Source organism: Pseudoalteromonas sp. GCY (assembly GCF_016695175.1).
Lineage (GTDB): Bacteria > Pseudomonadota > Gammaproteobacteria > Enterobacterales > Alteromonadaceae > Pseudoalteromonas.
The window spans coordinates 1,333,192-1,356,540 of the sequence record NZ_CP068023.1 but is presented as its reverse complement, the minus strand read 5'-3'; the positions used below and the strand labels follow the sequence as shown (position 1 = coordinate 1,356,540).

Genomic DNA, 23,349 nt, shown 5'->3' with positions numbered 1-23,349 from the left:
TGTCGTATTAAATATTTTTATACGCTTTGATCTTTTTTTTATTGCCAATAACTTGTGATAGTTCTTTTGCAACAGCGCTTTTTTCCTGCTGCAACTGGCTCATTATTGATTGGATATGATTGAATATGACTAAAGCCGATTGTTGAGCTTGTTCTGAATCAGCTAACACATCAGCTGTTAATATTGTCCGGAGCTGTTTGTCTATCTGAATGAAAAGACATTGAGCCTCTTCCAACTCACCTGCCTGACAAGCAGCATCCAGCTTATTAAGGGTTGCTTCTATGTGAGCTAACTCAGCCGACATTAGCATCCGCGCCGTTAGCATCCAGTGTCTGCTTACGTACATCAATTGGAATCGCGTCCCAAGCAGACTTGATTTCCTTCAGCAAATTCGATACTTCATCAACTATAGCGGGGTCATTTTGCATGCTAGCATCTAACAATCTGTCCAACATGTATGAATAGAGGGCATACAGATTCTCTGTTACCTCGCCACCAACTTCAAAGTCTAAGCTTCCACGAAGTGCTTCAATGATGGCTGAAGCCTTAGAAATATGTTCTGCTTTGGCTTCGAGATGACGCTTTTCAATAGATACCTTTGCAAGTACCATTTTTTCAACGGCACCAGCCATCAACATTTGAATTATTTCATAGCGATCTGCACCTGCAACTCTCGTTTTCAATGCTTCTCTTTGGTAATTTTTGACTCGGGCGTTATACATATCACATGCCTCTTAGTTTACTTAGATTTAGTGAAGCCAGGTAAATTTGCTAATTGAGCACCTAAATAGGACTGTGTTTGTTGCATTTGAGCAATCAACACGTCTAGACCAGCATATTTTTGACGTAACCCTTCTTCCATCGATTTCATTCGATATTCATGATTCAGGACGTCATCTTCTAAATCATCTAACTGGCTATTTAAGCTCGTCTCACGTTGCTTCAATATGCCTTTAGAATCGACGTAATTACCTAGCAACTCTTCAAGTTGTTTAGCTACACCGTTATCACCTGCAAAAGCCTTGCCAATATCATCGTAGTTATCGTCCATAGCTTCATTAAGACTTCTTACCAGTGAAGATTTTTCAAGATATCCATCTTTTTTAACGCCGAGGCCAATATCAAAAATGGAACCAAATGGACCTGCGTCTGTAAGCTCTGACGATAGAGTCGATATCATCTGGTCGCTCAATGTCCTCATTGAGGAGTCACCGTTTAACGGTCTACCAATTCTAGTGTGAAGGCCAATAGTGCCAATCAAATTATTATAATTTGCAATAAACTCGTCAATCATTTTGCTAATAGACTCACGATCGTAATCAATATTTAATTTAGCTGTCGCATAACCATCAGTATCGTTACCTTCACTAACTTCAAGGGCTCTAATCGTCATGTCTTGCACCGCATCCTTGAATGTGTTGCTATCACTTGTCACTTCAAGGCCATCAACAGTAATAATTGCGTTTTGCGCAGCTTGAACTGTTGTCATTCCACCAGCACCACCACCAGATGCAGTTGTGCTGATTGCATCAAGCTCTGCAGTATCCGAAGTTATCGTTAAGTCGTTATTGTCGCCGGTGACATTAGAAGTAAGTACAAGCTTAGAACCAACATTACCCGTATTCACGATATTCGCGGTTACCCCGAAATTAGACTCAGAAGAGTTTATTGCGTCTCTAAGCTCAGCAAGTGTCATTCCCGCTGTCACATCTAAATCAAATGACTTATCTGGCCCAGCTGCGAACGAAAGTGTACCTCCGGATGCACTTACGACCGCATCAGTCGATGCAAATGCGTCGTCTGCTGAAATGATTCGGCTACCCTCTGCCAATTGTTTGACGGCAACTTTAAAGTTTCCTACGGATATATCTGATGTTGGAGTAACACTGATTATATCTCCGCCACTAGGTTGGGTAATGTTTGCTACTCGCTTACCAAAGTTGTCAGGATCTGCAAGCTTCGCCATCGTATCTTTGAGTTTAGAGATTGCTGACTTTAACTCACCAACCGCAGATAACTCCACTTTTAAAGAGTCTTCTTTTTTGGCAAATGCTTGTAACTTAGGAACATTTTCAGCATCAATTGTCGCTTTAATGATGCTTTCTAAGTCAAGCCCCGAGCCTATACCCGCTGATGTAATTAATGGCATACAACCTCCAACCCAATATTAAGCTGTTTTATCAAACAGCAATCCTCTACTTGACACCTTATCGGCAAACTCTTCGAGAGCTTTAGCCATTTCACGAAACTCCTCGGAAGGAATTTCCCGTATTACTTCGTCATTGTTCGTATCGATCACCTTTACAACGGGAGGATCTCCACGTTCGTCAAACTCGAAAGACAAATTAGTTGCTGTAACAGGAATAAACTGATTCAGCTTTTCTAAGTTGCTTTTAATTTCTTCCACAATGTCAGGCTTTACAGCACCTTGTTCCTCGCTTTGCTTCGTACTAGATTCTGTTTTGCTAGTAGACTCAACCGCACGAGTCGTCTCTGCAGAAGATGCCGTCCTAATTAATTCTTCTGGTTTTGTATGATTGACGAATCCATTTGGTGTAGACGCTTGAACTTCTTTCACAACACACCTCCGAACCTTTTACCGTAAAGTATACGCCAAGTTTGAGAATTATTCACAAACCTGACGCTACAATACTAATCAATTAACCTAGTAGCGATAAAGCTACTTGCGGTCTTTGATTCGCTTGGCTCAAGATAGAACTACTTGCTTGTTGCAAAATCTGCATCTTAGTCAAGTTTGCAGTCTCTTGTGCGAAGTCTGTATCTTGGATCCGAGAACGTGCAGCCGTTAAGTTTTCAGCAACATTCGATTGGTTACGAATAGTTGACTGGAATCGGTTTTGAACCGCACCTAACTCTGCGCGTTTCTTATCAACTACCGCAATCAAGTTATCCATACCAGCTAATACAGCCTGGGCATTCGCTTGCGAAGATACAGAAATACCAGCCGCCGTGAATACATCTGAGAAGACTTTCGCATCTGCTTCGGTACCAATCGTGGTACTAATTGTACCTGTAGTCGCACTGAGTGCCACACCAGTTACACCACTTGCGATGCCTGCAATACCAGACAGTGTGAAGCCGCCATCCGCTTGTAAATCGTTTGCAGTACCTGCTACGTTTTGCATACTAAAGCCGATAGTTTGAACTGCATCGGCACCAACTTGGAAGTTCGCATCATAACTGCCATCAAGCAAGTTTTGACCACCGAATGTCGTATCCGCAGCGACGCGGTTTACTTCTTCAGCTAATGAACGAATTTCCTCTTGTAGTGCAAGCCTATCCTCATCCGTATTCGAACCGTTCGAAGCCTGCTGAGCAAGCGTTCTAATACGCTGGAACATCTGAGTGGTTTCATCCAGTGCACCTTCGGCTGTTTGCGCTAATGAAATACCGTCGTTGGCGTTTCTCATGCCCTGATTCAGACCATTGATCTGACCATTTAGACGGTTTGTGATTTGCATACCTGCAGCATCATCTTTTGCGCTGTTAATGCGCAAACCTGACGACAAGCGTTGAAAGGATGTATCTAACGCACCTGAGGATTTATTTAGTTGCCGCTGTGCGTTCAATGAACTCACATTGGTATTTACATATAAAGCCATAATAGCCTCCGCTTTATCAACATAACTCGCTGGAGCGGGATACCCCTACCCTGCTACCAACGATGAATAAGAGTCCTAAATTTATAGTTCTCTAATTCTGCTATCGGCTGCTAAAGCGAAAGCTTGAGCTTTATTTGTAATTTTTTTATTTTTTATTCATTTCTAGCCCTGAAGTAGGCTCAGTGCCGCTTGTGGACGCTGATTTGCCTGGCCGAGAATCGTCTGACTTGCTTGCTGTAATATCTGATTTTTAGTTAATTTCGCTGTTTCTAGTGCAAAATCAGCATCTTTAATTCGCGATTTTGCTGCCGACAAGTTTTCAGAAATATTAGCTTGGTTCCGTATTGTTGACTGGAATCGGTTTTGTACAGCACCCAACTCTGCACGCTTTTTATCAACTACCGCAATCAGCGCATCCATACCTGCCATAACGGCTTGTGCATTGGCCTGTGAAGAAACCGAGATCCCTCCTGCTGTGAAAACATTTGAGAACACTTTGGCATCAGCCTCAGTACCAATATTTGTACTAATCGTAGCCGTTGTTGCACTTAATGCAGCGCCAGAAACACCACTCGCTACCCCTGCAATCCCAGAAAGTGTAAAGCCACCATTGTCAGCCAAACTATTTGCTGTCGCACCTACATATTGCATGCTAAACCCAATAGTTTGAACCGCATCACCACCAACTTGGAAATTAGCAGCATAAGAACCGTCAAGTAAGTTCTGTCCACCAAAAGTGGTATCAGACGCTACCCTATTAACCTCAGAGGCTAACTGTCTAATTTCTTCTTGAATGGCTAAGCGATCTTCATCAGTGTTAGAACCATTCGCTGCCTGTTGAGATAGGGTACGGATACGTTGGAACATAGAAGTGATTTCATCCATTGCCCCTTCAGCGGTCTGAGCTAATGAAATTCCGTCATTGGCGTTTCGGTTCCCTTGGGTTAAACCTAAAATTTGAGATTGTAATCGATCGGAGATTTGTAACCCGGCTGCATCGTCAGCAGCACTATTAATACGCATACCAGATGACAAACGTTTGAAAGATGTATCTAGTTCATTGCCCGAGTTAGTTAGCTGTCTCTGTGCATTAATAGCACTAACATTTGTATTTACATATAAAGCCATAATTCACTCTCTTTTTGTCAAATCAATATCTAATTGATAGATAGTTAAATGACAAAGCGGCACTTATGCATCGGGTATTCAACCAACTAAGGCAACCAATTGCCACTTTGACGCCAGAATTTACTGTAACTAGTAGTAAGCAAATAGCAGGCCAAAAATACAAAGCTATGATTAAATAACAGAGGGAACTTAAAAATAGGTATTAAATACTTTGTTTATCGAGGAACGACTATCTAGCATTTCGGCATCTAGCCGCAGCTTTTTTGGGGGTGGAGAGGCTTCCGTTCAAAGAGTAAGGAAATATAAAAAGAGGCCAGTTGGCCTCTTTAGATAAATTTGAGAGTGAGTGTCATTTTTCTAGCATAAAGTTGGCATACTTAATGCTTTAATTAACGTGTTCATTGTTTTAATGAACGCTATTGGATTTAAGCACCTCCGCTTTATCATCCAATTCGGTGCCTAAGCAAATACCCCATTCGGCTTAGGCACCTTTACCTTCCAACTGTTATCCTAGAAGACTTAAAGCAGCCTGAGGACGTTGGTTAGCCTGACTTAGGATTGTTTGGCTAGCCTGTTGAAGGATCTGCATTTTGGTTAAGCTTGCAGTTTCCTGAGCGAAGTCAGTATCTTTGATACGTGATTTCGCAGCCGACAAGTTCTCAGAGATATTTGCTTGGTTACGGATCGTTGATTGGAATCGGTTTTGAACCGCACCTAACTCCGCACGTTTCTTATCAACTACCGCAATCAAGTTATCCATACCAGCCAGTACAGCCTGAGCATTCGCTTGCGAAGATACTGAGATGCCCCCAGCTGTGAATACGTCTGAGAATACTTTTGCATCAGCTTCAGTACCAATGTTTGTACTGATAGTTCCTGTTGTTGCACTCAGTGCTACACCTGTTACTCCACTTGCGATACCCGCGATACCTGACAGTGTAAAACCGCCGTTTGCCTGCATATCATTTGCTGTACCAGCAACATTTTGCATACTGAAACCGATAGTTTGTACCGCATCAGCACCTACCTGAAAGTTTGCTGAGTAACTACCATCCAGTAAGTTTTGACCACCAAAGGTCGTATCAGCAGCGACACGGTTTACCTCTGAAGACAATGAGCGGATCTCTTCTTGAATCGCCAAACGATCTTCGTCTGTATTTGAACCATTCGCTGCTTGTTGAGCTAGGGTACGAATACGCTGAAACATTGACGTTACTTCGTCCATCGCACCTTCAGCAGTTTGTGCTAAAGATATGCCGTCGTTCGCGTTACGGTTACCTTGGTTAAGACCATTGATTTGTGAACTCAAACGGTCAGAAATTTGTAGGCCTGCAGCATCATCAGCAGCGCTGTTGATACGAAAGCCTGATGATAGACGCTTGAATGAGGTATCTAGTGAGTTACCAGAATTCATTAATTGTCTTTGTGCGTTCAATGAACTTACGTTAGTATTTACATAAAGTGCCATGATGGTTCTCCCACTTTAAATCGAGTCTTTCACTCTCAAACTTAGATTCTTTTCCAACCTTTGAATGTTTTTCACTCTCCGGCTTGGTTAATTAAGTTATCGGTCGGCAAAAAATTTCCTTTAGTATTTTTTTTAAAAAAAAATTATCGTCATGATTTCTATATGCTTTTATTATTGAGCAAACAAATATGGCAAAGTTTTGACGCACCTAGGTTACGGTCAGAGAGTTAAATGAAAATATTTTATTATTCAGCTTGTTACGAGGAAAAGTAGAGTTTAAAGCAGTGTGAAAGTAAACGGCCCGTAAAGGCCGTCTTTTAACGAATATAGTCTAATAGAGAAAGATTAGTTAGGCGGCCAAATGTTGCCTGAGAGGCCTGCAGCGCAGTTTCATGCTTGGTGAGCTCTGAAATCGCAGAATAAAAATCGACTTCTATTAAAGCCGCTTTATTTGCCTTATTATCAACGTCCAAGTCTGAATTTGCATCAGATACAAGCTTTGCAGCATTTAACCTGCCACCAAGCCCCGCTTGTCCTTGCGATATCTTGATTTTGGCATTGTCTAGTCCAGAGATCCCGTCTGCAAGTACCTGTTTGTAATCATCACCCGTAATACTGGGGTCTCTCAATGACGTAATCATAGATCCCAACGTATTTAGAATGTTTTCTTTCTGGGGTTTTTCTAAATCAAAGCTGATTTGACCAGATCCGGTACCTTCATATTTAAATTCCATACCTGCGACTTTGACCGAATTACCTTCAAAGCTACCCGTTGAAATAACGGTTCCTCCCTGCTCAAGCTGGTAAGTATTTGGCGTACCCGCTGTCACTACTAAGTCAAAGGTGTTTGCACCTGCAGGCGCGCTTGGATCCGCGTTGTAATTCGCTTTATGAAACTTATCAAACACAGCTTGCTCATCTACATAAACCGATGCAGAGGTGATACCACCAGAAACCGCACCTGTATTTGACGTAATATTCAGTCGCTTCTCTGCACTTTCAAATACATCAAAACCGTTATCACTGGAACGTATCTCGACCCCTTCAGAGACTTTTATTTTATGCTGTCCTTGGTCACCATTATATACGTACTTTCCAGTGGCAGAATCAAAGCTGTAGGTTTGCGTATTATCTTGGTAGCCGGAAAATATAAACTTACCATCCTCACTTTTTGAGTTCATTAAATCCAAAATAGTATCCTGAATGGATTCTAGCTCATCAGCAATCGCTTCACGGTCAACGTCAGATAACCCACCGTTACCAGCCTGTATTGACTTCGCATAAGCGCTATCAATGGCCGTTTTAATATTTTCTAGCACTGACTCTTGAGTATCTAATCTCGAAGACAACATAGTCAGGTTCTTAGTAAACTGCTCATTTGCTTGGATCCTGTCATCAAAAAGCATGGCTCTAGCAGTCGCTGAAGCATCATCAGAAGCGCTCAGTACCCGCTTTTGCGTGTTCAGCTGCTGTGTTGCTTTATTCACGTCCTGCTGATTACGCAAAATAGAATTAAGATTAGAATTAAAAATTTGATTTTGAGATAAACGCATAATTACCTCGCTGCACTTAATAAGGTATCGAACACAGTTCTCGCTGCCGAAATGACTTGCGCTGAAGCCGAGTAAGACTGTTGAAAACGTAACAAATTGGCCGCCTCTTCATCTAGGTTTACACCCGATAGAGACTCAAACCATGCACTTGACTGATTAGCCAGCGCTTCAAATGCAGCGCCATTGGTTTTTGCTTGATTGGTGATAACCCCTACACCAGTGACAATATCGGCATATGCTTCATTAAAGGTTTTATGGCTTTCGGTACTACCTGTAGACTCTACATTTTGTCTAACTAAATCCGATGATTTCAGACCATCGAGCGCTGCACCATTACGGTTGTCATCAAAGCCACCGGTGTTAAAGCTAATCTCAAAACTATCACCGGTATTCGGTGTACCCTCAATATCGAAAGTGAAGCCAAGGTTATCAAAAGGTGCAGGCGCTGCTCCCACTCCAGAGAGAATATCTTTACCATCCGCAGGAGCCGTAAAGGTATGCGTTGTACCTGAATTACTGGTCAACGTATATTCGTTAGCGTTGGCTGTTTTAGTCAAAGTATAAGGACCATCATTCAACGTTGGCGGCGTTCCCGCAGTAAACGCACTGGTCGCGGGGTCGGTATCAGTGACGACTCCAGCTGAAATGGTCGCCGTACCATTATTGTCTGCTGATTTTTCAGTACGAATTGGCGACGCTAATGCGAGTGCTTCTGGTCTTTGAGTTGCAAGCTCCAACCCAGTTGCAGCCTGTTGATTTAATTTCACAAGAAATCTATCGCCTGTTGCACCACTACCAGTTACGTTCATTTGTAAGCCAAAATAATCGCCCGTTCCCGTGATGACTCCACCTGCAATATTACCAGTCGTCGGAGTACCGATAGGATTGCCTTTGGCATCTACAGCTGTTATTTCAACGGTTGTTGCGCTGGTATAAGTAACTTGGAAATCGGTAGCTGGCAACTCATTGCCGCGCCCAGGCTCAAGTGTTGCCGTAAGCGCTGCGGTGCCTGTATTTTCGCTGTAAGCAAAGCCACCCACGGTAGGTATTTTAAATATATCTCCACCTATGTTGCCATCTAAGTCCATTCCCAATCTATTTTGCTGATTAAAAGCATCTGCCAATGCAAGGCCAATTTGACCTAATTGGTTTTGTGCCGGGATCAACACTTCATCTCTAAATGCCAGTAACCCGCCGATTTTGCCTTTCAAGCTGCCGCTATCTAACTCGAGTTGCACAACATTTTTATCTTTTATGTCTAGGATTAGTTCTTTATGGTTAGGATCTGGGTTGCCTTTCATCGCGAATAAATTGAAGGCTCCACCTTGCATCACAAGTGCATCCCCAGTGCCTAAAAATACGAGCTTCTCGCCATTTTCACCATCAAGTGTTTCTATATCTACAAGTTCAGCGAGCTCCTTGATAGCTTGATCTCGCTCGTTAAGTACACTGTGATCGACATTGTTCAGATTGAGTGCTGATTTACTCGCTACTTGTTTATTTAATTCGCTTATTTTTTGAACAAGGTTATTGGCTTCTTCCGAGAAAATATCCAATTGCTCGTTCACAATACTATTTTGATCAACAACAATACCTGACAATCTATCCATTTGATCGACTAGGCCTTGAGCGCCCGTCATAAATAAAGAGCGGTTAGTTGTCGATGAAGGCAAGTTAATCGCGCTTTGTAAATTATTAAACATCGAGTTGATGCTCTTGCTCAGACTGTTTGAGTCTTGTGCAAACAACGTATCAACGCGGCTTGCCTCAGTGACAAACTGCTCATAGTAAGATTGATTAGAAATATCACGATTTAATTGCTGCTGCGCAAATTGGTTGAGCAAACGCACGGTTTCACCGCGGCCAACCATGCCACCTATCATTGTTCCGTGTTCAGTCCGTTCACGGATATACCCTTTGGTATTTAGGTTAGCGATGTTTTTACTGGTGGTTTGTAGTAACTCGGAGTTAGCCCTAACCCCTGCCGCACCAATATTTAATAGATCAAATGACATCTCATCTGACTCCCTTTGTTAGCGCACCGGATAAGAAATCGGATACATCAATACGCTTTAAAACTGACTTAATTTTGTTGGCATAATTCGGATCGGTCGCGTAGCCTGCATTTTGAAGCTCACTTAAATAAGCATGACTATCACCAGCCTTGTTTAAGGCTTGCTCGTATCTCGGATTACCTTTTAGGAAACTGACATAATCATCAAAGCTTTGTTCTAGCGACTTATAAGCACGGAAATCAGCTTGCTTTTGCACAGGTAACCCTTGCTCAAATTCAAGTGTCGATTTTCTGGCACTTTCACCACTCCAGCGGCTATCCGCTTTGATATTGAATAGATTAAAACTGCTACTACCATCTTTTTTGCTGATGATGTGTTTACCCCAACCGGTTTCCAGTGCAGCTTGTGCAACCATTACCGCAGGGTTCAAGCCTAGCTTTTTCGCAGCTGTTTGAGCGTATTCCCAAATTCTGTCGACGAATTCCTCAGGAGAACCAAAGCCTGTTTGTTCATCGCTTGAGATATCAGCCTTAACATTGACAGCCTCCGGTTCAGGTTTACTCACACTCGCTGTCGCCTGTTTTTTAAAGGAAATATCACCGTCAGCTCTCATAACAGAGGCAGGCTTATACTTTTCAGAATTAGGAGACAACTGCTGCACAATCAGATCTGCAAGTCCTAAGCTGCCCTGCTCAGATAAGTGCATCGAAAGTTGCTGATCATGCATTTCTTCAAAAAACTTGACACCACTAGAGTTAAAAGGGCTGTCTTTATCCTCTAGCGCCTCATTCGCTTTACGCATGCTTTGTAACAACATTTGCGTAAAGATAGACTCAAACTGTTGTGCCGCCTTCTTCAATGCCTGATCTGAGGCACCTTGATCACCCGCACCTTTCAGCGCCTCTTTACGGATCGAATCAAGGTTTCCTAGGTCAAAAAAGCTTTGATTTTTCAATTGGTCGGTGTTCATACACTCAGCACTGTTTGACGTTAATAACTATACAAATAGAAATGCAAAATCCGAGCCAAAAAAAGCCTCACAATTGTGAGGCTAACTAGTTGATTAACAATAGAACATCAAATGACGACTAATTGACCATTTATCGCGCCCGCTTCTTTTAGCGCTTCAAGGATCGCCATTAAATCGCCAGGTGCTGCGCCAACTTGGTTAATTGCCCTAACCAAGTCATCAAGGCTCACGCCTGGGTCAAACACAAAAGCTCTAGAATCATCCTGGTTTACGTCGATAATACTTTGCTGCGTCACTGTTGTTTCGCCATTCGCCAGCGCATTAGGTTGTGACACATTTTGCTGCTCAGCAATTGTTACGGTAAGTCCGCCATGAGTAATTGCCGCAGGCTGTAACTTGACATTTTTGCCGATAACGATAGTACCAGTGCGCGAGTTAACGATGATCTTCGCAGCGGTATCCGCTGGTTTGAATTCAAGATTCTCAAGCGTAGATAGATACGCAACGCGCTGAGACGGATCTCTTGGTGCAATTACTCGAACTGAGGCAGCATCCATCGGCTTAGCACTGTTTGGTCCAACAAGTCCATTGATAGTATCAGCCAAGCGTTTTGCGGTAGTAAAATCTGGTCTATTCAAGTTAAAGGTAATGTAATCACCCTGAGTAAACGGACTTGGTACCGCTCGCTCCACTGTCGCGCCATTTGCCACACGCCCTACTGTCGGGGTGTTGATCACAACTCGACTCCCGTCGGCACCATCGGCGCCCAAGCCACCAACAATCAAGCTACCTTGCGCGATTGCATACACGTTACCATCGACCCCTTTAAGAAAGGTCTGAAGTAAAGTGCCGCCTCGTAAGCTACCAGCACTACCAATAGATGAAACGGTAACGTCAATGGTTTGACCGGGTTTAACAAAAGGTGGTAGATCTGCGTGAACCGCAACAGCCGCAACATTTTTAATTTTTGGCTTTAAGCTTGCGGGCATCGTGATCCCAAAGCTATTCAACATCGCTTTAAAGCTTTGCTCGGTAAATCTGGTTTGCTCACCGGTACCAGGCAAGCCTACAACTAGGCCGTAGCCAACCAGTTGGTTTGAACGAACACCTTCAACCATACTGACATCTTTAACTCGCTCAGCAGAAGCCAAAGAAGAAAAACCAACCAACGTAATGGCCGCACCGATAAGCAAAATATTCTTAAGCATATTGTTCATTTTCAGCACCTTAAAACGGCATCAGCGCGCTCATAAAGAAACTCGTTAACCAACCTGCACTTTGCACTTCTTGCTGGTCACCTTTACCCGAATATTGAATTCTGGCATTTGCCACCCGATTAGACTCAACAGTGTTATCTGCCGTTACATCCTGAGGTCTTACCAACCCTTCTAAGCGAATAAATTCCTCGCCAGTATTAAGGGTTAACCACTTTTCGCCGCGGATCACTAAATTACCGTTAGGCAATACTCGGGTGACATTGACCGATATATTCCCGAATAAGCTATTTGACTGATTAGATTTCGAATCACCAGAGAAAGAAGAGCTGGATTTAGCACCAAACTGTATTGCTTCCTTCCCGATATTGATGGCATTGCCACCAAGACCAATCACAGGGTCTAGGCTTGAATCACTGGATTTATCCAGTTCAGAATTTGCAGCTTTGGTTGCCTGAGTCGTTTCTCTGAGCACAATAGTAATGATATCACCAACTCTTAACGCTTTTTTGTCAGCATAAAGATCATTGGAAAACTGAGTATTAAACAATGACCCTGTTGCCACCATTTGGGCTTGATTATCCTCGGGATAGATAGGTGCATAATACGGATCGTCACGCACCACATTTTTATTTTGTGTTGTACTACATCCAGATAATGCAGCGACCGTTACGATGGCTAAATATAATGCACGCATAATACCCCCTACCCAATTACAACTGTTGATTAATGTAGCTCAGCATCTGATCTACCGTTGAAATCACTTTTGAGTTCATCTCATACACACGTTGTGTTTCGATTAGATTTACAAGCTCTTCGGTCACATTAACGTTTGACGTTTCAAGTGCGCCTTGAACAACTTTACCTAGGCCTTCAACGCTTGGGTTACCCTGTACTGGTGCACCACTCACAGCAGTTTCTGTATAAAGGTTTTGTCCAATCGGCTCAAGACCTGATGGATTAATAAAGTCACTGATCGTCAATTGCCCAATGACAACGTTTTCAGCTTGTCCAGCAACACGGACCGATACTTCACCATCTTGAGAGATAGTGATTGATTGTGCATCGTCGGGTACGTTCATCTCAGGTAAAACTGGAAAACCAGCGCCAGAGGTAACAATCCGACCTTCTTCATCCGTCGTGAACTGACCGTTTCTTGAATACGCAGTTGTGCCATCTGGCATCTGAATCTCAAAAAAGCCCGGACCTTGGATCATCCAATCCAAAGAGTTTTCGGTACTTAACATATTACCTTGAGAAAAATTCTTTTGGTTGGCTACCACTTTGGCACCTGCACCAAGCATTAAGCCTGATGGTAGTTCTGTATCTTGAGAGCTGCGGCCACCTGGTTGATTGATGTTTTGATATAGTAAATCTTCGAATATCGCCCGACTCTTTTTGTAGCCAACGGTACTGGCGTTCGCCAAGTTGTTCGAAATAACTGAAATATCAGTTTGCTGAGCATCTAAGCCTGTTTTACTTATCCACAATGCCGGATTCATAATCTCTACCTCACTCTTAAACTATGCGTAGGAGCGAAGTGTGTCGCTCATCTATTTCTTCAGCTGTTTTCATCAGCTTAATTTGCATTTCAAATTGTCTTTGATGGTTGATCATATCGACCATCTCATGAACAGGATTGACGTTGGACATCTCTAAGAAGCCACTCATCACTTTTGCGGTTGGAGATATTTCACAAAAGCCACAGATCCCATCTTCTAACTTATCTTCTTTTGGTCTATAAAGGCCGTCATTGCCTTTTTGTAGCTTACTATTATCTGCTTCAATAATTTTCAGCCTATCAACCACCTCAAGAAAGTTAGCAGGGGCGCCTTGTGGACGCACTTGAATAGAACCATCGTCACTAAAAACCACTTTATCAACGGGGATAGGTAAAACAATAGGTCCACCTTCGCCAATAAGTTGACGCCCGTGAGCGGTGACTAACGCACCGTCATTACGAATGTTAAGCGTGCCGACTTTGGTGTAAGCTTCTTCGCCCGAGGCGTCAACTACACTTATCCACGACTTATCATCTACTGCAATATCAAGCTCACGGCCAGTTTCAACGATTGCACCGCCGGTCATATTAGTACCTGGGCGCTCCTGCATCGCGAAAACTCGAGTAGGTAGCCCTTCGCCAAACGCCTGCATTGAGCGCGCTTGTGCAAAATCTGCTTTGAAGCCAGTCGTGTTGGCATTAGCAAGGTTATTCGCTTTGAGTGCCACACCGCGCAAGCTTTGCTTAGCGCCTGACATTGCGATATACACCATTTTGTCCATGACGATGACCTATAAAATTCAAACTTAATCTAGTTAATGCAAGCACAGTGCCAAAGTGATGAGATGTTTTTGACGGACATAAAAAAGGCTGCCTTTGGAGCAGCCTTTGGAGGGCATAATATATTATCGGATCTGTAATATATTTTGTTGTAATGTTGAGTTAACCTCAAGCGCTCGAGAGTTCGCTTGGAAGTTACGTTGAGCACTGATAAGGTCGACTAACTCGTTTGTGAGGTTAACGTTCGATTGCTCTAACGCCGATGAACTAATACCACCAAGAGTACCTGTGTTTGGCTCGCCTGCAAGTGGCTCACCAGAAGATAGGCTTTTCTTCCACTCAGTATTACCGATCGCCTGGAGGCCTTGAGAATTCGGGAAGCGTACTAGCGCGACTTGCCCTAGGAAAGTCGAGTCACCGTTAGTGTATGAAGCCACTACTTTCCCATCAGTACCAATATCAATACCTGCTAATCGACCTACGGTTGCACCGTCTTGTTCCAGTGCTTTCACTTCAAATCGACCTGATGAATATTGTGTCGGTAACTTCTGAGCAGTGTTTGCTTCATCACGCCAGTTAACAACGATATCATTCGGGAAAGTTGCGCCATTTTCTAACAAGTTTGACATACCAATAGTTGGATCTGTCGCATCTTGAGGACCTGCTAAACTAAGTGGATTAAAAGTTGTTCCAGCGTTGTTACTAAATGTCAGTGGTGAAGCTGATGGATCATCCGCTGTTTGCGAAGGAATACCACTTGCATCAAAACGGAACACACTTACTGGGGTGTATGGCACTGGTGGCGTGGCGGTTGGGTCAATTTGCTGCGCGTTATGGTTAAATGGCTTATCGTCCATTGTTGCATAAGTTGACCATTGATTATCAGCTGTTTTTCTAAAGAACAGTTGTAATGTGTGCGACTCACCCAATGAGTCATATACCGTAATTGCCGTTCTTGAGTTATACGATGCACTTTGCGTAGGATCGAATGCAATCGTAGGTGGCTGTGCCGTGGCATCTAGGTTAAACGAGGTATAGATTTGCGATGTTGCACGAGGAGAACCCGATGCATCAGGAATTTGAACAGGTGATGTTGTACTTAGACTCAAAGACGTTGTATCACCTGTCGATGGATCGACCGGAAAACCTTGTAAGTAGTCACCCTTAGCATTCACGATAAAGTTATCTTTATTTAGTTTAAATGCACCAGCTCGAGAATAGGTGAAATCCTGCGACTGAAGAGAGTTTGACATGGCAAAATAGCCTTCTCCCTCAATCGCCAAGTCTAGCGAGTTTTGCGTAAACTTTAATGACCCTTGGTGAAACTGCTGCGCAACCATGGTCGTTTGTACACCATCACCATTTTTCGTTTTGCCAGAGCTAAAAACCGAAGATGCGTAAACATCAGCAAATTCTGCGCGAGACTCTTTAAAACCCGTCGTGTTCACGTTAGCAATGTTATTTGCTGTTACATCCAAGTCTTTTTGCGCGGCGGCAATACCTGTCAGTGCTATATTGAAACTCATACTCTCACCTCTAAGTTCTTAAGGTTAATTCTTTTAAAACTACTATGCTATTTCAGCAATATCAGTTAAGCGCACCGCGCCTTCTTTGGTATTAATGACGATGCCATTAGCACCATTAACATTAACACTATCTATATTTCTGAATGTGGCCGAAGGTAAAGTTTGATATTCACCTTCAATCATGCCTTCCGCTTTTATGGTGTATTCACCAGGGGGCATCATCTCGCCATCTTTATTCTTACCATCCCACTCGAAACGCACAGCACCTACACTTTGCTCACCAAACTCAAGCGTATTGACCAAGGCACCTGACTCATCATAAATATCCACGGATAGATTCTGAACCGGTTCCTGTACTATCACAGACCCTTTCGTAAGTGCGTCGTCGCCATGTTCCAACGTCGTTGATTCAAGTAGTGCTTTTTTACCAATCAGCGTTGAAGCTTGAAGCGCTGAGTTAGAAGTCATTGATGCAGCTAATGAGTCAAAGTTCTCATTTAGCTTGGAGATCCCCTCAGCCATGGTAAAGCTTGTCATCTGCGCGATCATTTGATCGTTGTCCGCAGGCTTACTTGGATCTTGGAAAGAGAGCTGTTGAGTAAGCAGCGAGAAGAAGTCTTCTTGCGATAGCTCATCTCTGGGCTTTTTCTCCTCGGCCTGTTTTTGCCTATCCCAGTAGAGTGAATCAACACCCGTTGAAGAAGTGGCATTTACATTATTACTCATCAGCTGTTACTCCCAATTTAGCGCTGGCCCAGTTGCAATGTTTTACTAAGCATTTGCTTTGCAGCGTCTGCAACTTGAACATTGGTTTGGTAAGAGCGAGAAGCAGAAATCATGTTTGCCATCTCCTCTACCACATTCACATTCGGTTTATAAATGTAGCCATTTGCGTCAGCACTTGGGTGGTTTGGGTTGTACTCAACTTGAAGCGGCTTATCGCTCTCAACCACACCTAAGACTTTTACTCCTACTGAAGATCCCGCAACATTGTTTTGGGAAGCTGCAGCTTTGGAAAGTTCAGCAGCAAATACAGGGTGTCTAGCGCGATACACGGTATCTTGACTAGAACTCACTGAGTTTGCGTTTGAGATATTACTTGCGGTGGTATTCAGTCGCACATTCTGTGCACTCATTCCTGAACCCGCAATATCGAAAACGTTATATAAACTCATAATTATGCCCCTTGCCCGCCGAGTGCCTTCTTAAGGCCACTGAACTTACCACCAAGAAATTGCAAACTGGCTTGGTACTCTAATGCATTCTGTACATACAAGTTTCGTTCCACTTGTATATCAACTGAATTACCATCACCTGTATCTGCTTGATTTGGCGAACGATATAGTTCAGATGAATTACTCATTTTGGTACCACCACTGAGGTGTTTTGCATCTGTTCTAACCATATCATTGCCGCTTCTTTGCATTGTCTTTGCCGCTTTTAAAGCACCAGCAAAGTCAATATCTTTAGCTTTGTATCCTGGAGTGTCTGCGTTTGCGATATTGCTTGCTAGAATTTCAGCGCGCTGTGACCGCAGCAGCATCGTATGCTGGTGTATCCCCAACGCTTTATCGAAACTAATTGCCATTATCTGACTCCAAAAAATTGACTCAGGTATGACAAAGCAATCTTTAGGCCAGTTTTAAAAATAAATTTATACTTTAAATTTCAATATGTTAAATTATTTTTTTGGAATAATTAACCTTGAACCAATATTGAGATTAAGGAATGAAGTAAATAAGAGGAAGCGTCTGAATAATTGGCGGCTTGGCTGAAGCAATTCACGGTTAAAAGGTTGGAGATAGTTATTAGAATTGCGTTACAAATTGCAAATGCTAGCTATAGCGACCGTCCCTGCCGCTATATGTGAGTATCAGGTCTTTTTCTGATAGATAATCCCTGGATTACAACGGATCATATTAAAATCATCACTCAAACCCGCCATCGATTCCGACGCCCCTAAAAATAAATAACCATTAGGATTTAGCGACTGAGCAAATTGCGAAATAATTTTGGCTTTCACTTCAGGTGAAAAATAGATCAGGACGTTACGGCAGAAAATAACATCAAACTTACCCATAAGCGCATAAGAATCCAACAAGTTTAGATGTCTAAAGCTAACCATTTTACGGATCGGTTCCACTACTTTGGCCATTCCATTACCACTATCCATAAAAAACTTCTTTCTACGCTCAGGCGATAACCCTCGCGCCAACGCCAGCGCATCATATTCAGCATTCTTACACATATCCAGCATAGTGTTAGAAATATCTGTACCAACGATTTGAACACCCATTTTTAGCGCGCCTGGGCTTTTGCTCACATATTCACTCGCAGACATTGCGATTGAGTACGGCTCTTGCCCTGATGAACTTGCCGCCGACCAAATCTTAACTGGACGTCTTAAGTCTTTAAACTCTGGTAAGATTTTCGACTTAATCAACTCAAACGGATAAGTGTCTCTAAACCAAAGCGTTTCATTCGTTGTCATGGCATCCACCACAGCGGCACGCAATTGCCGCTCATGGGGACTGAGTGTTTTAGCTACTAAAGACGATAGTGTTTCTACACCAAAGCGAGCCATCAGAGGAGCGAGCCGGCTTTTGACCAAGTACAATTTATTGTCACCCAGTACGATACCGCACTGCTGCTCCAAAAAGGTTCTAAATTGGTCGTACTCTTTTTGCTCTAAATGCTTATTTTCCAAGTGCTACCACCAGCTTTAATCACAATGAACCCATTTCTTAACCGCTGAGGCTAATTCATCTGGGTTAAACTTAGCAATAAAATCATCAGCGCCGACTTTCTCAATCATGGCCTGATTAAATACACCACTCAGTGAAGTATGGAGTATCACATGCAATGGCGCTAATTTTGGATCAGCTTTTATTTCAGCCGTTAGCGTATAACCATCCATTTCCGGCATTTCAACGTCAGAAATTAATAGCCCTACTCGCTCAGTGACATTATTTTGACAGTCCATTTCCGCAATTTCACGAAGCCTGATAAGTGCTTCTTTGCCGTTCTTCGCAAGCTCAGTCTGAACACCTAATGGCTCCAATGCACGTTTGACCTGATTACGAGCAACCGCGGAGTCATCAGCGATAAAGACAATACGTTCGCCTAAATCTTTTTGCATTTCACCATCAGAGACAATGTCAGCACTGACTTCTGTGTTGATTGGGCAAATCTCATTGAGGATCTTTTCTACGTCTAATATTTCAACTAGCTCGTTTTCAATTTCTGTGACCGCTGTCAAATAGGAATAACGACCTGCCCCAGATGGCGGGGGCATTATTTTTTCCCAGTTCATATTCACAATGCGTTCTACTGCACTGACTAGAAAACCTTGAACTGAACGGTTGTATTCTGCAATCACAATAAAACAGTTACGAATATCTTGAATAGGAGGTCCACCTACCGCAAGTGACATATCAATTACGGATATCGTTTGGCCTCGAATATGAGCAACCCCTCGGATAAGCGGGTTTGACTTGGGCATGCTTGTCAATGCTGGACATTGCAGCACTTCTCGGACTTTGAAAACATTAATGCCGAAGCGCTGTCGACCTTGAAGTCGAAAAAGTAATAGCTCGAGACGGTTTTGTCCAACTAGCTGTGTACGTTGGTTAACCGAGTCTAAAATACCTGCCATTTCAATCTCCTACTGTATAAACCGCTAATCGGAACGATCTTTGCTTCGACTCTGATATGGTTTACCACCCTTGATTAGGTGCAGTTATTAAAGCAGAATCTTTATACCTTGTTTCACCCCATAAGCATAGTCGAAACATCATGAGTTTGTTAAAAAAAACCCATTACATTCAGTTTTTTTGTTTGTTCGCTTATTTTATAGGCGTTGACTATGGTTATTGTCAGCAATATGACAACAAAACTTTAGAACAAAGCGCAATAGAATTTGTTAAACCGAATGTAGAGCAAGATCCCGACAGCCAGCTGTCACTGACTGCTATACCACTTGATTCAAGAATTCCAGCACGTGATTGTCAATCGCCGTTGCAATATAGTACAGCGATGGCTCCGCCTTTTGATACTCAAGTGACAGTACAAATTAGATGCAACGATACCCTCAGCTGGACTCAATACGTCCATGTGCGTATCGATCACCTCTTCCCTATATTGGTTAGCGCGACCATGTTAGAGAAAGGCCGTGTTATTCAGGATGAAGATGTAAAAATAGAATATCAGCCAAAACGTTTTCGTAGAGTTTCTTATATAGAAGATAAGTCGATACTAATAGGTAGCAGAAGTAAACGTAACATAAGAGAAGGCCAAGCCTTTACCCAAGCTCATATTTGCATGGTCTGCAAAGGCGATACTGTAACGATTATTGCCAAATCAGGTGGACTCGTGATCAAAACTCAAGGAGAAGCGCAGCAAGATGGCAACCGGGGTGAACTTATTAATATTAAAAACGCTCGCTCTGGCAAAACCTTACGTGCTAGAGTAATAGAAGTGGAAACAGTAGAGGTGAATTTATAAAAAATTTGCTAAAGTAATACTACTGAACGCCGATAACATGGCTGAGAGTATAATTTTATTGGGTCTACAAACATGGTTAATCAAGTTAACGGTCAAAATCAGTCTACATCCGTTGCTAATAATGTTAAGCAACAGAAGGCTGAATTGCAAAGAAATGATGCCAACAGCGCATCAGTTAAATCACCAGCTACACCGAAAGCGGCTGCGGACTCAGTCAGTCTGACTCCACAAGCGCAACAGCTGAAAACGGTCAACGAAAAAGCGCAGCAGTCATCAGGCTTTGACGACAAGAAAGTCGAAGAACTGAAAAAAGCAATTGCAGAAGGCAAGTATCAAGTTGACGCGGAAAAACTCGCCAAAAACATAGCTGCATTTGAGTTCGAAATATATGGATGATTTGGTTCGGCTTTGCCACCACAAACTTTCAGAACAAATCTCGACGCTAGAAGCGATGACCCAGCTTCTAGCACTTGAGCTTGACGAGCTTGCGTCCCGACGTGGCGACAATTTAAAAGAAATCGCTCGTGAAAAGCTAACTCTCATTTCAAAACTACAAAAGATCGACAACGAATTGTCAAAAACTGAGTCTCACGTCTTTGAACACAGTGAAGTAGCCCCGCTCGTTGCTAAAGTGCGAGCACTACTCAGTGAGTGCCAAACCAAAAATGAAATCAATGCTAAAACGGCTCATCAGGCGAATGTAAGCACACGTGAACTAAAAGGGATCTTAATTGGAGCACCTACTTCGATCACTTATGGTCAAGATGGCAGCGTGAAAAGTAGCGACAGTGAATTAGTACGTAACCTAAAGGCGTAGCTACGTTAGCCGTATTTTAGTATTAAAGAATACCCAAAATGAAGCATGTTAAGTAAGCAACATACGAGGAGTGCTTACTTAAAACTATAAGATATTTTCTTAATTTTCTGCGGCTTGACTTGAGTAATATACAAATCATAAACGCGTTTCATATCAAGCTCTAATTCTGTTGCGTAAGTGTCACCAACTGCGTAACTTTTCAGCACCTTAGCCCCACGAACGAGTCCATTCACTTGGCTCTTAAGACCGTCGTTTTGCGCAATAGCACCTTTTACCGTAATAGTGGATGTCAAATTCTGGCCATACAGTTGCTCAGCCAATTCACGATACGCTTCTAATTTTGAGACTTTAATAGCCATTAACTGCTTCTCACCAGCAGTTTTGCCCGGCTGAGCACTCAAAGGAGCGTACCCCACAGCCCGTAAAACAGGAAACGTTTCCGGTTGCACCGTTTCATATTCAATGTGCTTGTCAACGAGACTTGAACAGCCACTGAGCCCTGCTAGCGAGCAAACCATAACAACTGCACTGATAGAATTAGTGATACGCATTTCACTACACTCCGCTACAATAAATACCAATCAAAATTTAACGCTTCCCGAGCATATTCGTCTCGCAAGGGTTGTTGTGGTTTCATCGAGTATTGGCAATAAATAAAATTAACTTTCATAAAATATGATTATGCACGAACCTTGCCAAAATTTGGCACAGGTATTGCTGAGTTAAAGGGTAGTTTTTGATCTGGGCATTTAAACATGAAAAAGCAATTCGCGACCAGTCTATCATTGTTGTGTATCACCTTAACTAATCCTGCTTATGCTGAATGGTTTGAAGTTACCGGCATGGCTGACGTTAAAAATGGCGATCATCAAAAAGCAAAAAGAAAGGCCGTAAACGACGCCATCACACAAGCATTGCTGTTTTCTGGCGCTTCTGTGAGTAGTGTACAAACCGTCACCGATGGTGTGCTCACCCAAGATCAACTTAAGATCCGCTCAAATGCCGAAATCCAGAGCGCCAACGTGATTGCTGAAGCAAAAGTCGGTGACTCATGGCAAGTGACGTTACATATTGATATTACCCCACAAAGTGCTCAGTGCCCAACTAGTGCATACAATAAACAGGTTGCAGTCACACAAAGCCAGCTAAAAAATAAACACCAAGCAACTTTAGGTCAAATTTTTGACATAAATAAAGCGGTGAGCGAGCGCCTATATCAGACAATGACCGAACAAAAGTCGAGCTTAGAACCTGTTCCCTATTTTGCACAGACCATAGATGTTAGCCGCTTTTTCAGTCAGCGTTTTGATTATAATGAACAACTAATCGAGACCATTACAGCAAATACAAATAGCCAATTTGTATTATTGAGTCAAATTACTGATATTGCTGGTGTCGATAAACTTAATAGTGACCTCGCATTTTGGCAAAGCGATAAATACTTAAGAAGCTTCAAGGTAGACTTTGCGCTGTTTGATGCACTTTCTCATGAAAGGGTGTGGCAAAAGCAATATGCCACTCAAGGCGTGTGGCCGTTTAAGAAGACCAAATTAATTGATGTGTACAGTGAGCGCTTTTGGCAGACAGATTATGCTGATGAGATCCAAACCACGCTGACACAAATCGCAACTGATTTAAACACAGCGGTCGCCTGCTTACCAACCAATGGCAAAATCCTACATATCGATGATGAACAAGTCGTTATTAATTTGGGCCGCATGCATGGCTTAGAGAATGGCCAGATCCTTAACGTAGCGCATAGTAATCCGCTGACTAATGTCGATGGTAAAATATTTATGCATCAAATTAAAACCATTAATAAGCTACAAGTGATCCAGGTGAATGCGCAAAACGCCATTGCGGTAAATATCAGCAATCGCCCACTTCACAATGTGCAAATTAATGATTTGGTTGAAATTCAAATAGAAAATGAAAATGAGTTTGCACTGTAAGTGCTGAGCCTTCCTGTGGTAAAAGGCAAGATTTTCGATGACTTTACACCCTCTACACCATGCTTCTGCCGCCCATTTACTTTGGTAATTCCAAGCTGAAGTGAATATAAATGGCGTCCCCAGTAGGAATCGAACCTACATCTAAGCCTTAGGAGGGCCTTGTTTTATCCATTAAACTATGGGGACAATCTCCAAAATCAGGTAACAATCGCCTTTTTTGACCTTCACTAGCGGGATCTGCGTTACTTAATACCAATGAAAGTCTGGAGTTGCCGATTCTCTGTTGTACTGCATCTCAG

Annotated in this window: 25 protein-coding genes and 1 tRNA gene; 4 read left to right on the top strand and 22 right to left on the bottom strand. The window is 42.7% G+C overall.

Annotation, left to right across the window (positions count from 1 at the left end; translation table 11 throughout):
* Nucleotides 1–7: 7 nt before the first annotated feature.
* The 20 genes from JJQ94_RS11120 to JJQ94_RS11025 form a co-directional block, all read right to left on the bottom strand.
* The gene (locus tag JJQ94_RS11120) at nt 8–304 is read right to left on the bottom strand and encodes a hypothetical protein (RefSeq protein WP_099030242.1); all 297 of its coding nucleotides are present in this window, start codon (nt 302–304) and stop codon (nt 8–10) included.
* Nucleotides 294–722 (bottom strand): flagellar export chaperone FliS, encoded by a 429-nt coding sequence (fliS, locus tag JJQ94_RS11115; RefSeq protein WP_010369245.1) that lies wholly within the window; start codon nt 720–722, stop codon nt 294–296. Before fliS ends, JJQ94_RS11120 begins: the two co-directional genes overlap by 11 nt.
* A 17-nt stretch (nt 723–739) precedes the next feature.
* Complete coding sequence (gene fliD, locus JJQ94_RS11110; protein WP_099030241.1) at nt 740–2,149, bottom strand: flagellar filament capping protein FliD; 1,410 nt, start codon at nt 2,147–2,149, stop codon at nt 740–742.
* A gap of 18 nt (nt 2,150–2,167) precedes the next feature.
* Nucleotides 2,168–2,578: a flagellar protein FlaG gene (locus tag JJQ94_RS11105; RefSeq protein ID WP_099030240.1), complete on the bottom strand. Its 411-nt coding sequence runs from the start codon at nt 2,576–2,578 to the stop codon at nt 2,168–2,170.
* An 82-nt stretch (nt 2,579–2,660) separates the two neighbouring features.
* Nucleotides 2,661–3,623 carry a flagellin N-terminal helical domain-containing protein gene (locus JJQ94_RS11100; RefSeq protein WP_088531063.1) on the bottom strand — a complete coding sequence of 321 codons (963 nt, stop codon included), beginning with the start codon at nt 3,621–3,623 and terminating at the stop codon, nt 2,661–2,663.
* A gap of 162 nt (nt 3,624–3,785) precedes the next feature.
* Nucleotides 3,786–4,751: a flagellin N-terminal helical domain-containing protein gene (locus JJQ94_RS11095; protein WP_010369253.1), complete on the bottom strand. Its 966-nt coding sequence runs from the start codon at nt 4,749–4,751 to the stop codon at nt 3,786–3,788.
* 505 nt (nt 4,752–5,256) lie between these two features.
* Nucleotides 5,257–6,219 (bottom strand): flagellin N-terminal helical domain-containing protein, encoded by a 963-nt coding sequence (locus tag JJQ94_RS11090; RefSeq protein WP_099030239.1) that lies wholly within the window; start codon nt 6,217–6,219, stop codon nt 5,257–5,259.
* Nucleotides 6,220–6,536: 317 nt separating this feature from the next.
* The gene (gene flgL, locus JJQ94_RS11085) at nt 6,537–7,772 is read right to left on the bottom strand and encodes a flagellar hook-associated protein FlgL (protein WP_099030238.1); all 1,236 of its coding nucleotides are present in this window, start codon (nt 7,770–7,772) and stop codon (nt 6,537–6,539) included.
* Nucleotides 7,773–7,774: 2 nt separating this feature from the next.
* Complete coding sequence (flgK, locus tag JJQ94_RS11080; protein ID WP_099030237.1) at nt 7,775–9,787, bottom strand: flagellar hook-associated protein FlgK; 2,013 nt, start codon at nt 9,785–9,787, stop codon at nt 7,775–7,777.
* A gap of 1 nt (nt 9,788) precedes the next feature.
* Nucleotides 9,789–10,757: a flagellar assembly peptidoglycan hydrolase FlgJ gene (gene flgJ, locus JJQ94_RS11075; protein WP_099030236.1), complete on the bottom strand. Its 969-nt coding sequence runs from the start codon at nt 10,755–10,757 to the stop codon at nt 9,789–9,791.
* 107 nt (nt 10,758–10,864) lie between these two features.
* Nucleotides 10,865–11,965: a flagellar basal body P-ring protein FlgI gene (locus tag JJQ94_RS11070; protein ID WP_010606307.1), complete on the bottom strand. Its 1,101-nt coding sequence runs from the start codon at nt 11,963–11,965 to the stop codon at nt 10,865–10,867.
* 19 nt (nt 11,966–11,984) lie between these two features.
* Nucleotides 11,985–12,668, bottom strand: a complete 684-nt coding sequence (gene flgH / locus JJQ94_RS11065; RefSeq protein ID WP_010606306.1) for a flagellar basal body L-ring protein FlgH — start codon at nt 12,666–12,668, stop codon at nt 11,985–11,987.
* 16 nt (nt 12,669–12,684) lie between these two features.
* Nucleotides 12,685–13,473 carry a flagellar basal-body rod protein FlgG gene (flgG, locus tag JJQ94_RS11060; protein WP_039492578.1) on the bottom strand — a complete coding sequence of 263 codons (789 nt, stop codon included), beginning with the start codon at nt 13,471–13,473 and terminating at the stop codon, nt 12,685–12,687.
* Between the two features lie 16 nt (nt 13,474–13,489).
* On the bottom strand, nt 13,490–14,254 hold the full coding sequence (locus tag JJQ94_RS11055) for a flagellar basal body rod protein FlgF (RefSeq protein ID WP_095728188.1): 765 nt from the start codon (nt 14,252–14,254) through the stop codon (nt 13,490–13,492).
* Between the two features lie 123 nt (nt 14,255–14,377).
* Nucleotides 14,378–15,778, bottom strand: coding sequence for a flagellar hook protein FlgE (gene flgE / locus JJQ94_RS11050; protein WP_099030235.1), 1,401 nt, complete (start codon nt 15,776–15,778; stop codon nt 14,378–14,380).
* A 42-nt stretch (nt 15,779–15,820) separates the two neighbouring features.
* Entirely contained in the window at nt 15,821–16,504 is a 684-nt protein-coding gene (locus JJQ94_RS11045; RefSeq protein WP_099030234.1) for a flagellar hook assembly protein FlgD, read from the bottom strand.
* 17 nt (nt 16,505–16,521) lie between these two features.
* A complete protein-coding gene (flgC, locus tag JJQ94_RS11040; RefSeq protein WP_010369286.1) occupies nt 16,522–16,953 on the bottom strand; it encodes a flagellar basal body rod protein FlgC in 432 nt (143 codons plus the stop codon).
* A 2-nt stretch (nt 16,954–16,955) separates the two neighbouring features.
* The gene (gene flgB, locus JJQ94_RS11035) at nt 16,956–17,366 is read right to left on the bottom strand and encodes a flagellar basal body rod protein FlgB (protein ID WP_099030233.1); all 411 of its coding nucleotides are present in this window, start codon (nt 17,364–17,366) and stop codon (nt 16,956–16,958) included.
* A 285-nt stretch (nt 17,367–17,651) separates the two neighbouring features.
* Nucleotides 17,652–18,485 (bottom strand): CheR family methyltransferase, encoded by an 834-nt coding sequence (locus JJQ94_RS11030; protein ID WP_010369291.1) that lies wholly within the window; start codon nt 18,483–18,485, stop codon nt 17,652–17,654.
* 15 nt (nt 18,486–18,500) lie between these two features.
* Nucleotides 18,501–19,433 carry a chemotaxis protein CheV gene (locus JJQ94_RS11025; protein WP_010606301.1) on the bottom strand — a complete coding sequence of 311 codons (933 nt, stop codon included), beginning with the start codon at nt 19,431–19,433 and terminating at the stop codon, nt 18,501–18,503.
* A gap of 140 nt (nt 19,434–19,573) precedes the next feature.
* Between JJQ94_RS11025 and flgA the strand changes: the two genes are divergently transcribed.
* The 3 genes from flgA (at nt 19,574) to flgN (ending at nt 21,098) form a co-directional block, all read left to right on the top strand.
* Nucleotides 19,574–20,281 (top strand): flagellar basal body P-ring formation chaperone FlgA, encoded by a 708-nt coding sequence (flgA, locus tag JJQ94_RS11020; protein WP_099030232.1) that lies wholly within the window; start codon nt 19,574–19,576, stop codon nt 20,279–20,281.
* 72 nt (nt 20,282–20,353) lie between these two features.
* Nucleotides 20,354–20,677 (top strand): flagellar biosynthesis anti-sigma factor FlgM, encoded by a 324-nt coding sequence (gene flgM / locus JJQ94_RS11015; RefSeq protein WP_010369298.1) that lies wholly within the window; start codon nt 20,354–20,356, stop codon nt 20,675–20,677.
* Nucleotides 20,670–21,098 (top strand): flagellar export chaperone FlgN, encoded by a 429-nt coding sequence (gene flgN / locus JJQ94_RS11010; protein WP_099030231.1) that lies wholly within the window; start codon nt 20,670–20,672, stop codon nt 21,096–21,098. Before flgM ends, flgN begins: the two co-directional genes overlap by 8 nt.
* 74 nt (nt 21,099–21,172) lie before the next feature.
* Here flgN and JJQ94_RS11005 read toward each other — a convergent pair whose 3' ends face one another.
* On the bottom strand, nt 21,173–21,649 hold the full coding sequence (locus tag JJQ94_RS11005) for an LPP20 family lipoprotein (RefSeq protein ID WP_039492591.1): 477 nt from the start codon (nt 21,647–21,649) through the stop codon (nt 21,173–21,175).
* Nucleotides 21,650–21,853: 204 nt separating this feature from the next.
* Between JJQ94_RS11005 and JJQ94_RS11000 the strand changes: the two genes are divergently transcribed.
* Nucleotides 21,854–23,050, top strand: coding sequence for a flagellar assembly protein T N-terminal domain-containing protein (locus JJQ94_RS11000; protein ID WP_099030230.1), 1,197 nt, complete (start codon nt 21,854–21,856; stop codon nt 23,048–23,050).
* Nucleotides 23,051–23,161: 111 nt separating this feature from the next.
* On the opposite strand, the gene JJQ94_RS10995 is transcribed toward JJQ94_RS11000, so the two are convergent.
* Nucleotides 23,162–23,236 (bottom strand) — tRNA-Arg (locus JJQ94_RS10995).
* Nucleotides 23,237–23,349: the final 113 nt, after the last annotated feature.

Bases quoted from the DNA above. Each gene is read 5' to 3' on its own strand.
- JJQ94_RS11120 (WP_099030242.1), bottom strand. From the start codon at position 304: ATGTCGGCTGAGTTAGCTCACATAGAAGCAACCCTTAATAAGCTGGAT.
- fliS (WP_010369245.1), bottom strand. From the start codon at position 722: ATGTATAACGCCCGAGTCAAAAATTACCAAAGAGAAGCATTGAAAACG.
- fliD (WP_099030241.1), bottom strand. From the start codon at position 2,149: ATGCCATTAATTACATCAGCGGGTATAGGCTCGGGGCTTGACTTAGAA.
- JJQ94_RS11100 (WP_088531063.1), bottom strand. From the start codon at position 3,623: ATGGCTTTATATGTAAATACCAATGTGAGTTCATTGAACGCACAGCGG.
- JJQ94_RS11095 (WP_010369253.1), bottom strand. From the start codon at position 4,751: ATGGCTTTATATGTAAATACAAATGTTAGTGCTATTAATGCACAGAGA.
- JJQ94_RS11090 (WP_099030239.1), bottom strand. From the start codon at position 6,219: ATGGCACTTTATGTAAATACTAACGTAAGTTCATTGAACGCACAAAGA.
- flgL (WP_099030238.1), bottom strand. From the start codon at position 7,772: ATGCGTTTATCTCAAAATCAAATTTTTAATTCTAATCTTAATTCTATT.
- flgK (WP_099030237.1), bottom strand. From the start codon at position 9,787: ATGTCATTTGATCTATTAAATATTGGTGCGGCAGGGGTTAGGGCTAAC.
- flgJ (WP_099030236.1), bottom strand. From the start codon at position 10,757: ATGAACACCGACCAATTGAAAAATCAAAGCTTTTTTGACCTAGGAAAC.
- JJQ94_RS11070 (WP_010606307.1), bottom strand. From the start codon at position 11,965: ATGCTTAAGAATATTTTGCTTATCGGTGCGGCCATTACGTTGGTTGGT.
- flgH (WP_010606306.1), bottom strand. From the start codon at position 12,668: ATGCGTGCATTATATTTAGCCATCGTAACGGTCGCTGCATTATCTGGA.
- flgG (WP_039492578.1), bottom strand. From the start codon at position 13,473: ATGAATCCGGCATTGTGGATAAGTAAAACAGGCTTAGATGCTCAGCAA.
- JJQ94_RS11055 (WP_095728188.1), bottom strand. From the start codon at position 14,254: ATGGACAAAATGGTGTATATCGCAATGTCAGGCGCTAAGCAAAGCTTG.
- flgE (WP_099030235.1), bottom strand. From the start codon at position 15,778: ATGAGTTTCAATATAGCACTGACAGGTATTGCCGCCGCGCAAAAAGAC.
- JJQ94_RS11045 (WP_099030234.1), bottom strand. From the start codon at position 16,504: ATGAGTAATAATGTAAATGCCACTTCTTCAACGGGTGTTGATTCACTC.
- flgC (WP_010369286.1), bottom strand. From the start codon at position 16,953: ATGAGTTTATATAACGTTTTCGATATTGCGGGTTCAGGAATGAGTGCA.
- flgB (WP_099030233.1), bottom strand. From the start codon at position 17,366: ATGGCAATTAGTTTCGATAAAGCGTTGGGGATACACCAGCATACGATG.
- JJQ94_RS11025 (WP_010606301.1), bottom strand. From the start codon at position 19,433: ATGGCAGGTATTTTAGACTCGGTTAACCAACGTACACAGCTAGTTGGA.
- flgA (WP_099030232.1), top strand. From the start codon at position 19,574: ATGAGTTTGTTAAAAAAAACCCATTACATTCAGTTTTTTTGTTTGTTC.
- flgM (WP_010369298.1), top strand. From the start codon at position 20,354: ATGGTTAATCAAGTTAACGGTCAAAATCAGTCTACATCCGTTGCTAAT.
- flgN (WP_099030231.1), top strand. From the start codon at position 20,670: ATGGATGATTTGGTTCGGCTTTGCCACCACAAACTTTCAGAACAAATC.
- JJQ94_RS11005 (WP_039492591.1), bottom strand. From the start codon at position 21,649: ATGCGTATCACTAATTCTATCAGTGCAGTTGTTATGGTTTGCTCGCTA.
- JJQ94_RS11000 (WP_099030230.1), top strand. From the start codon at position 21,854: ATGAAAAAGCAATTCGCGACCAGTCTATCATTGTTGTGTATCACCTTA.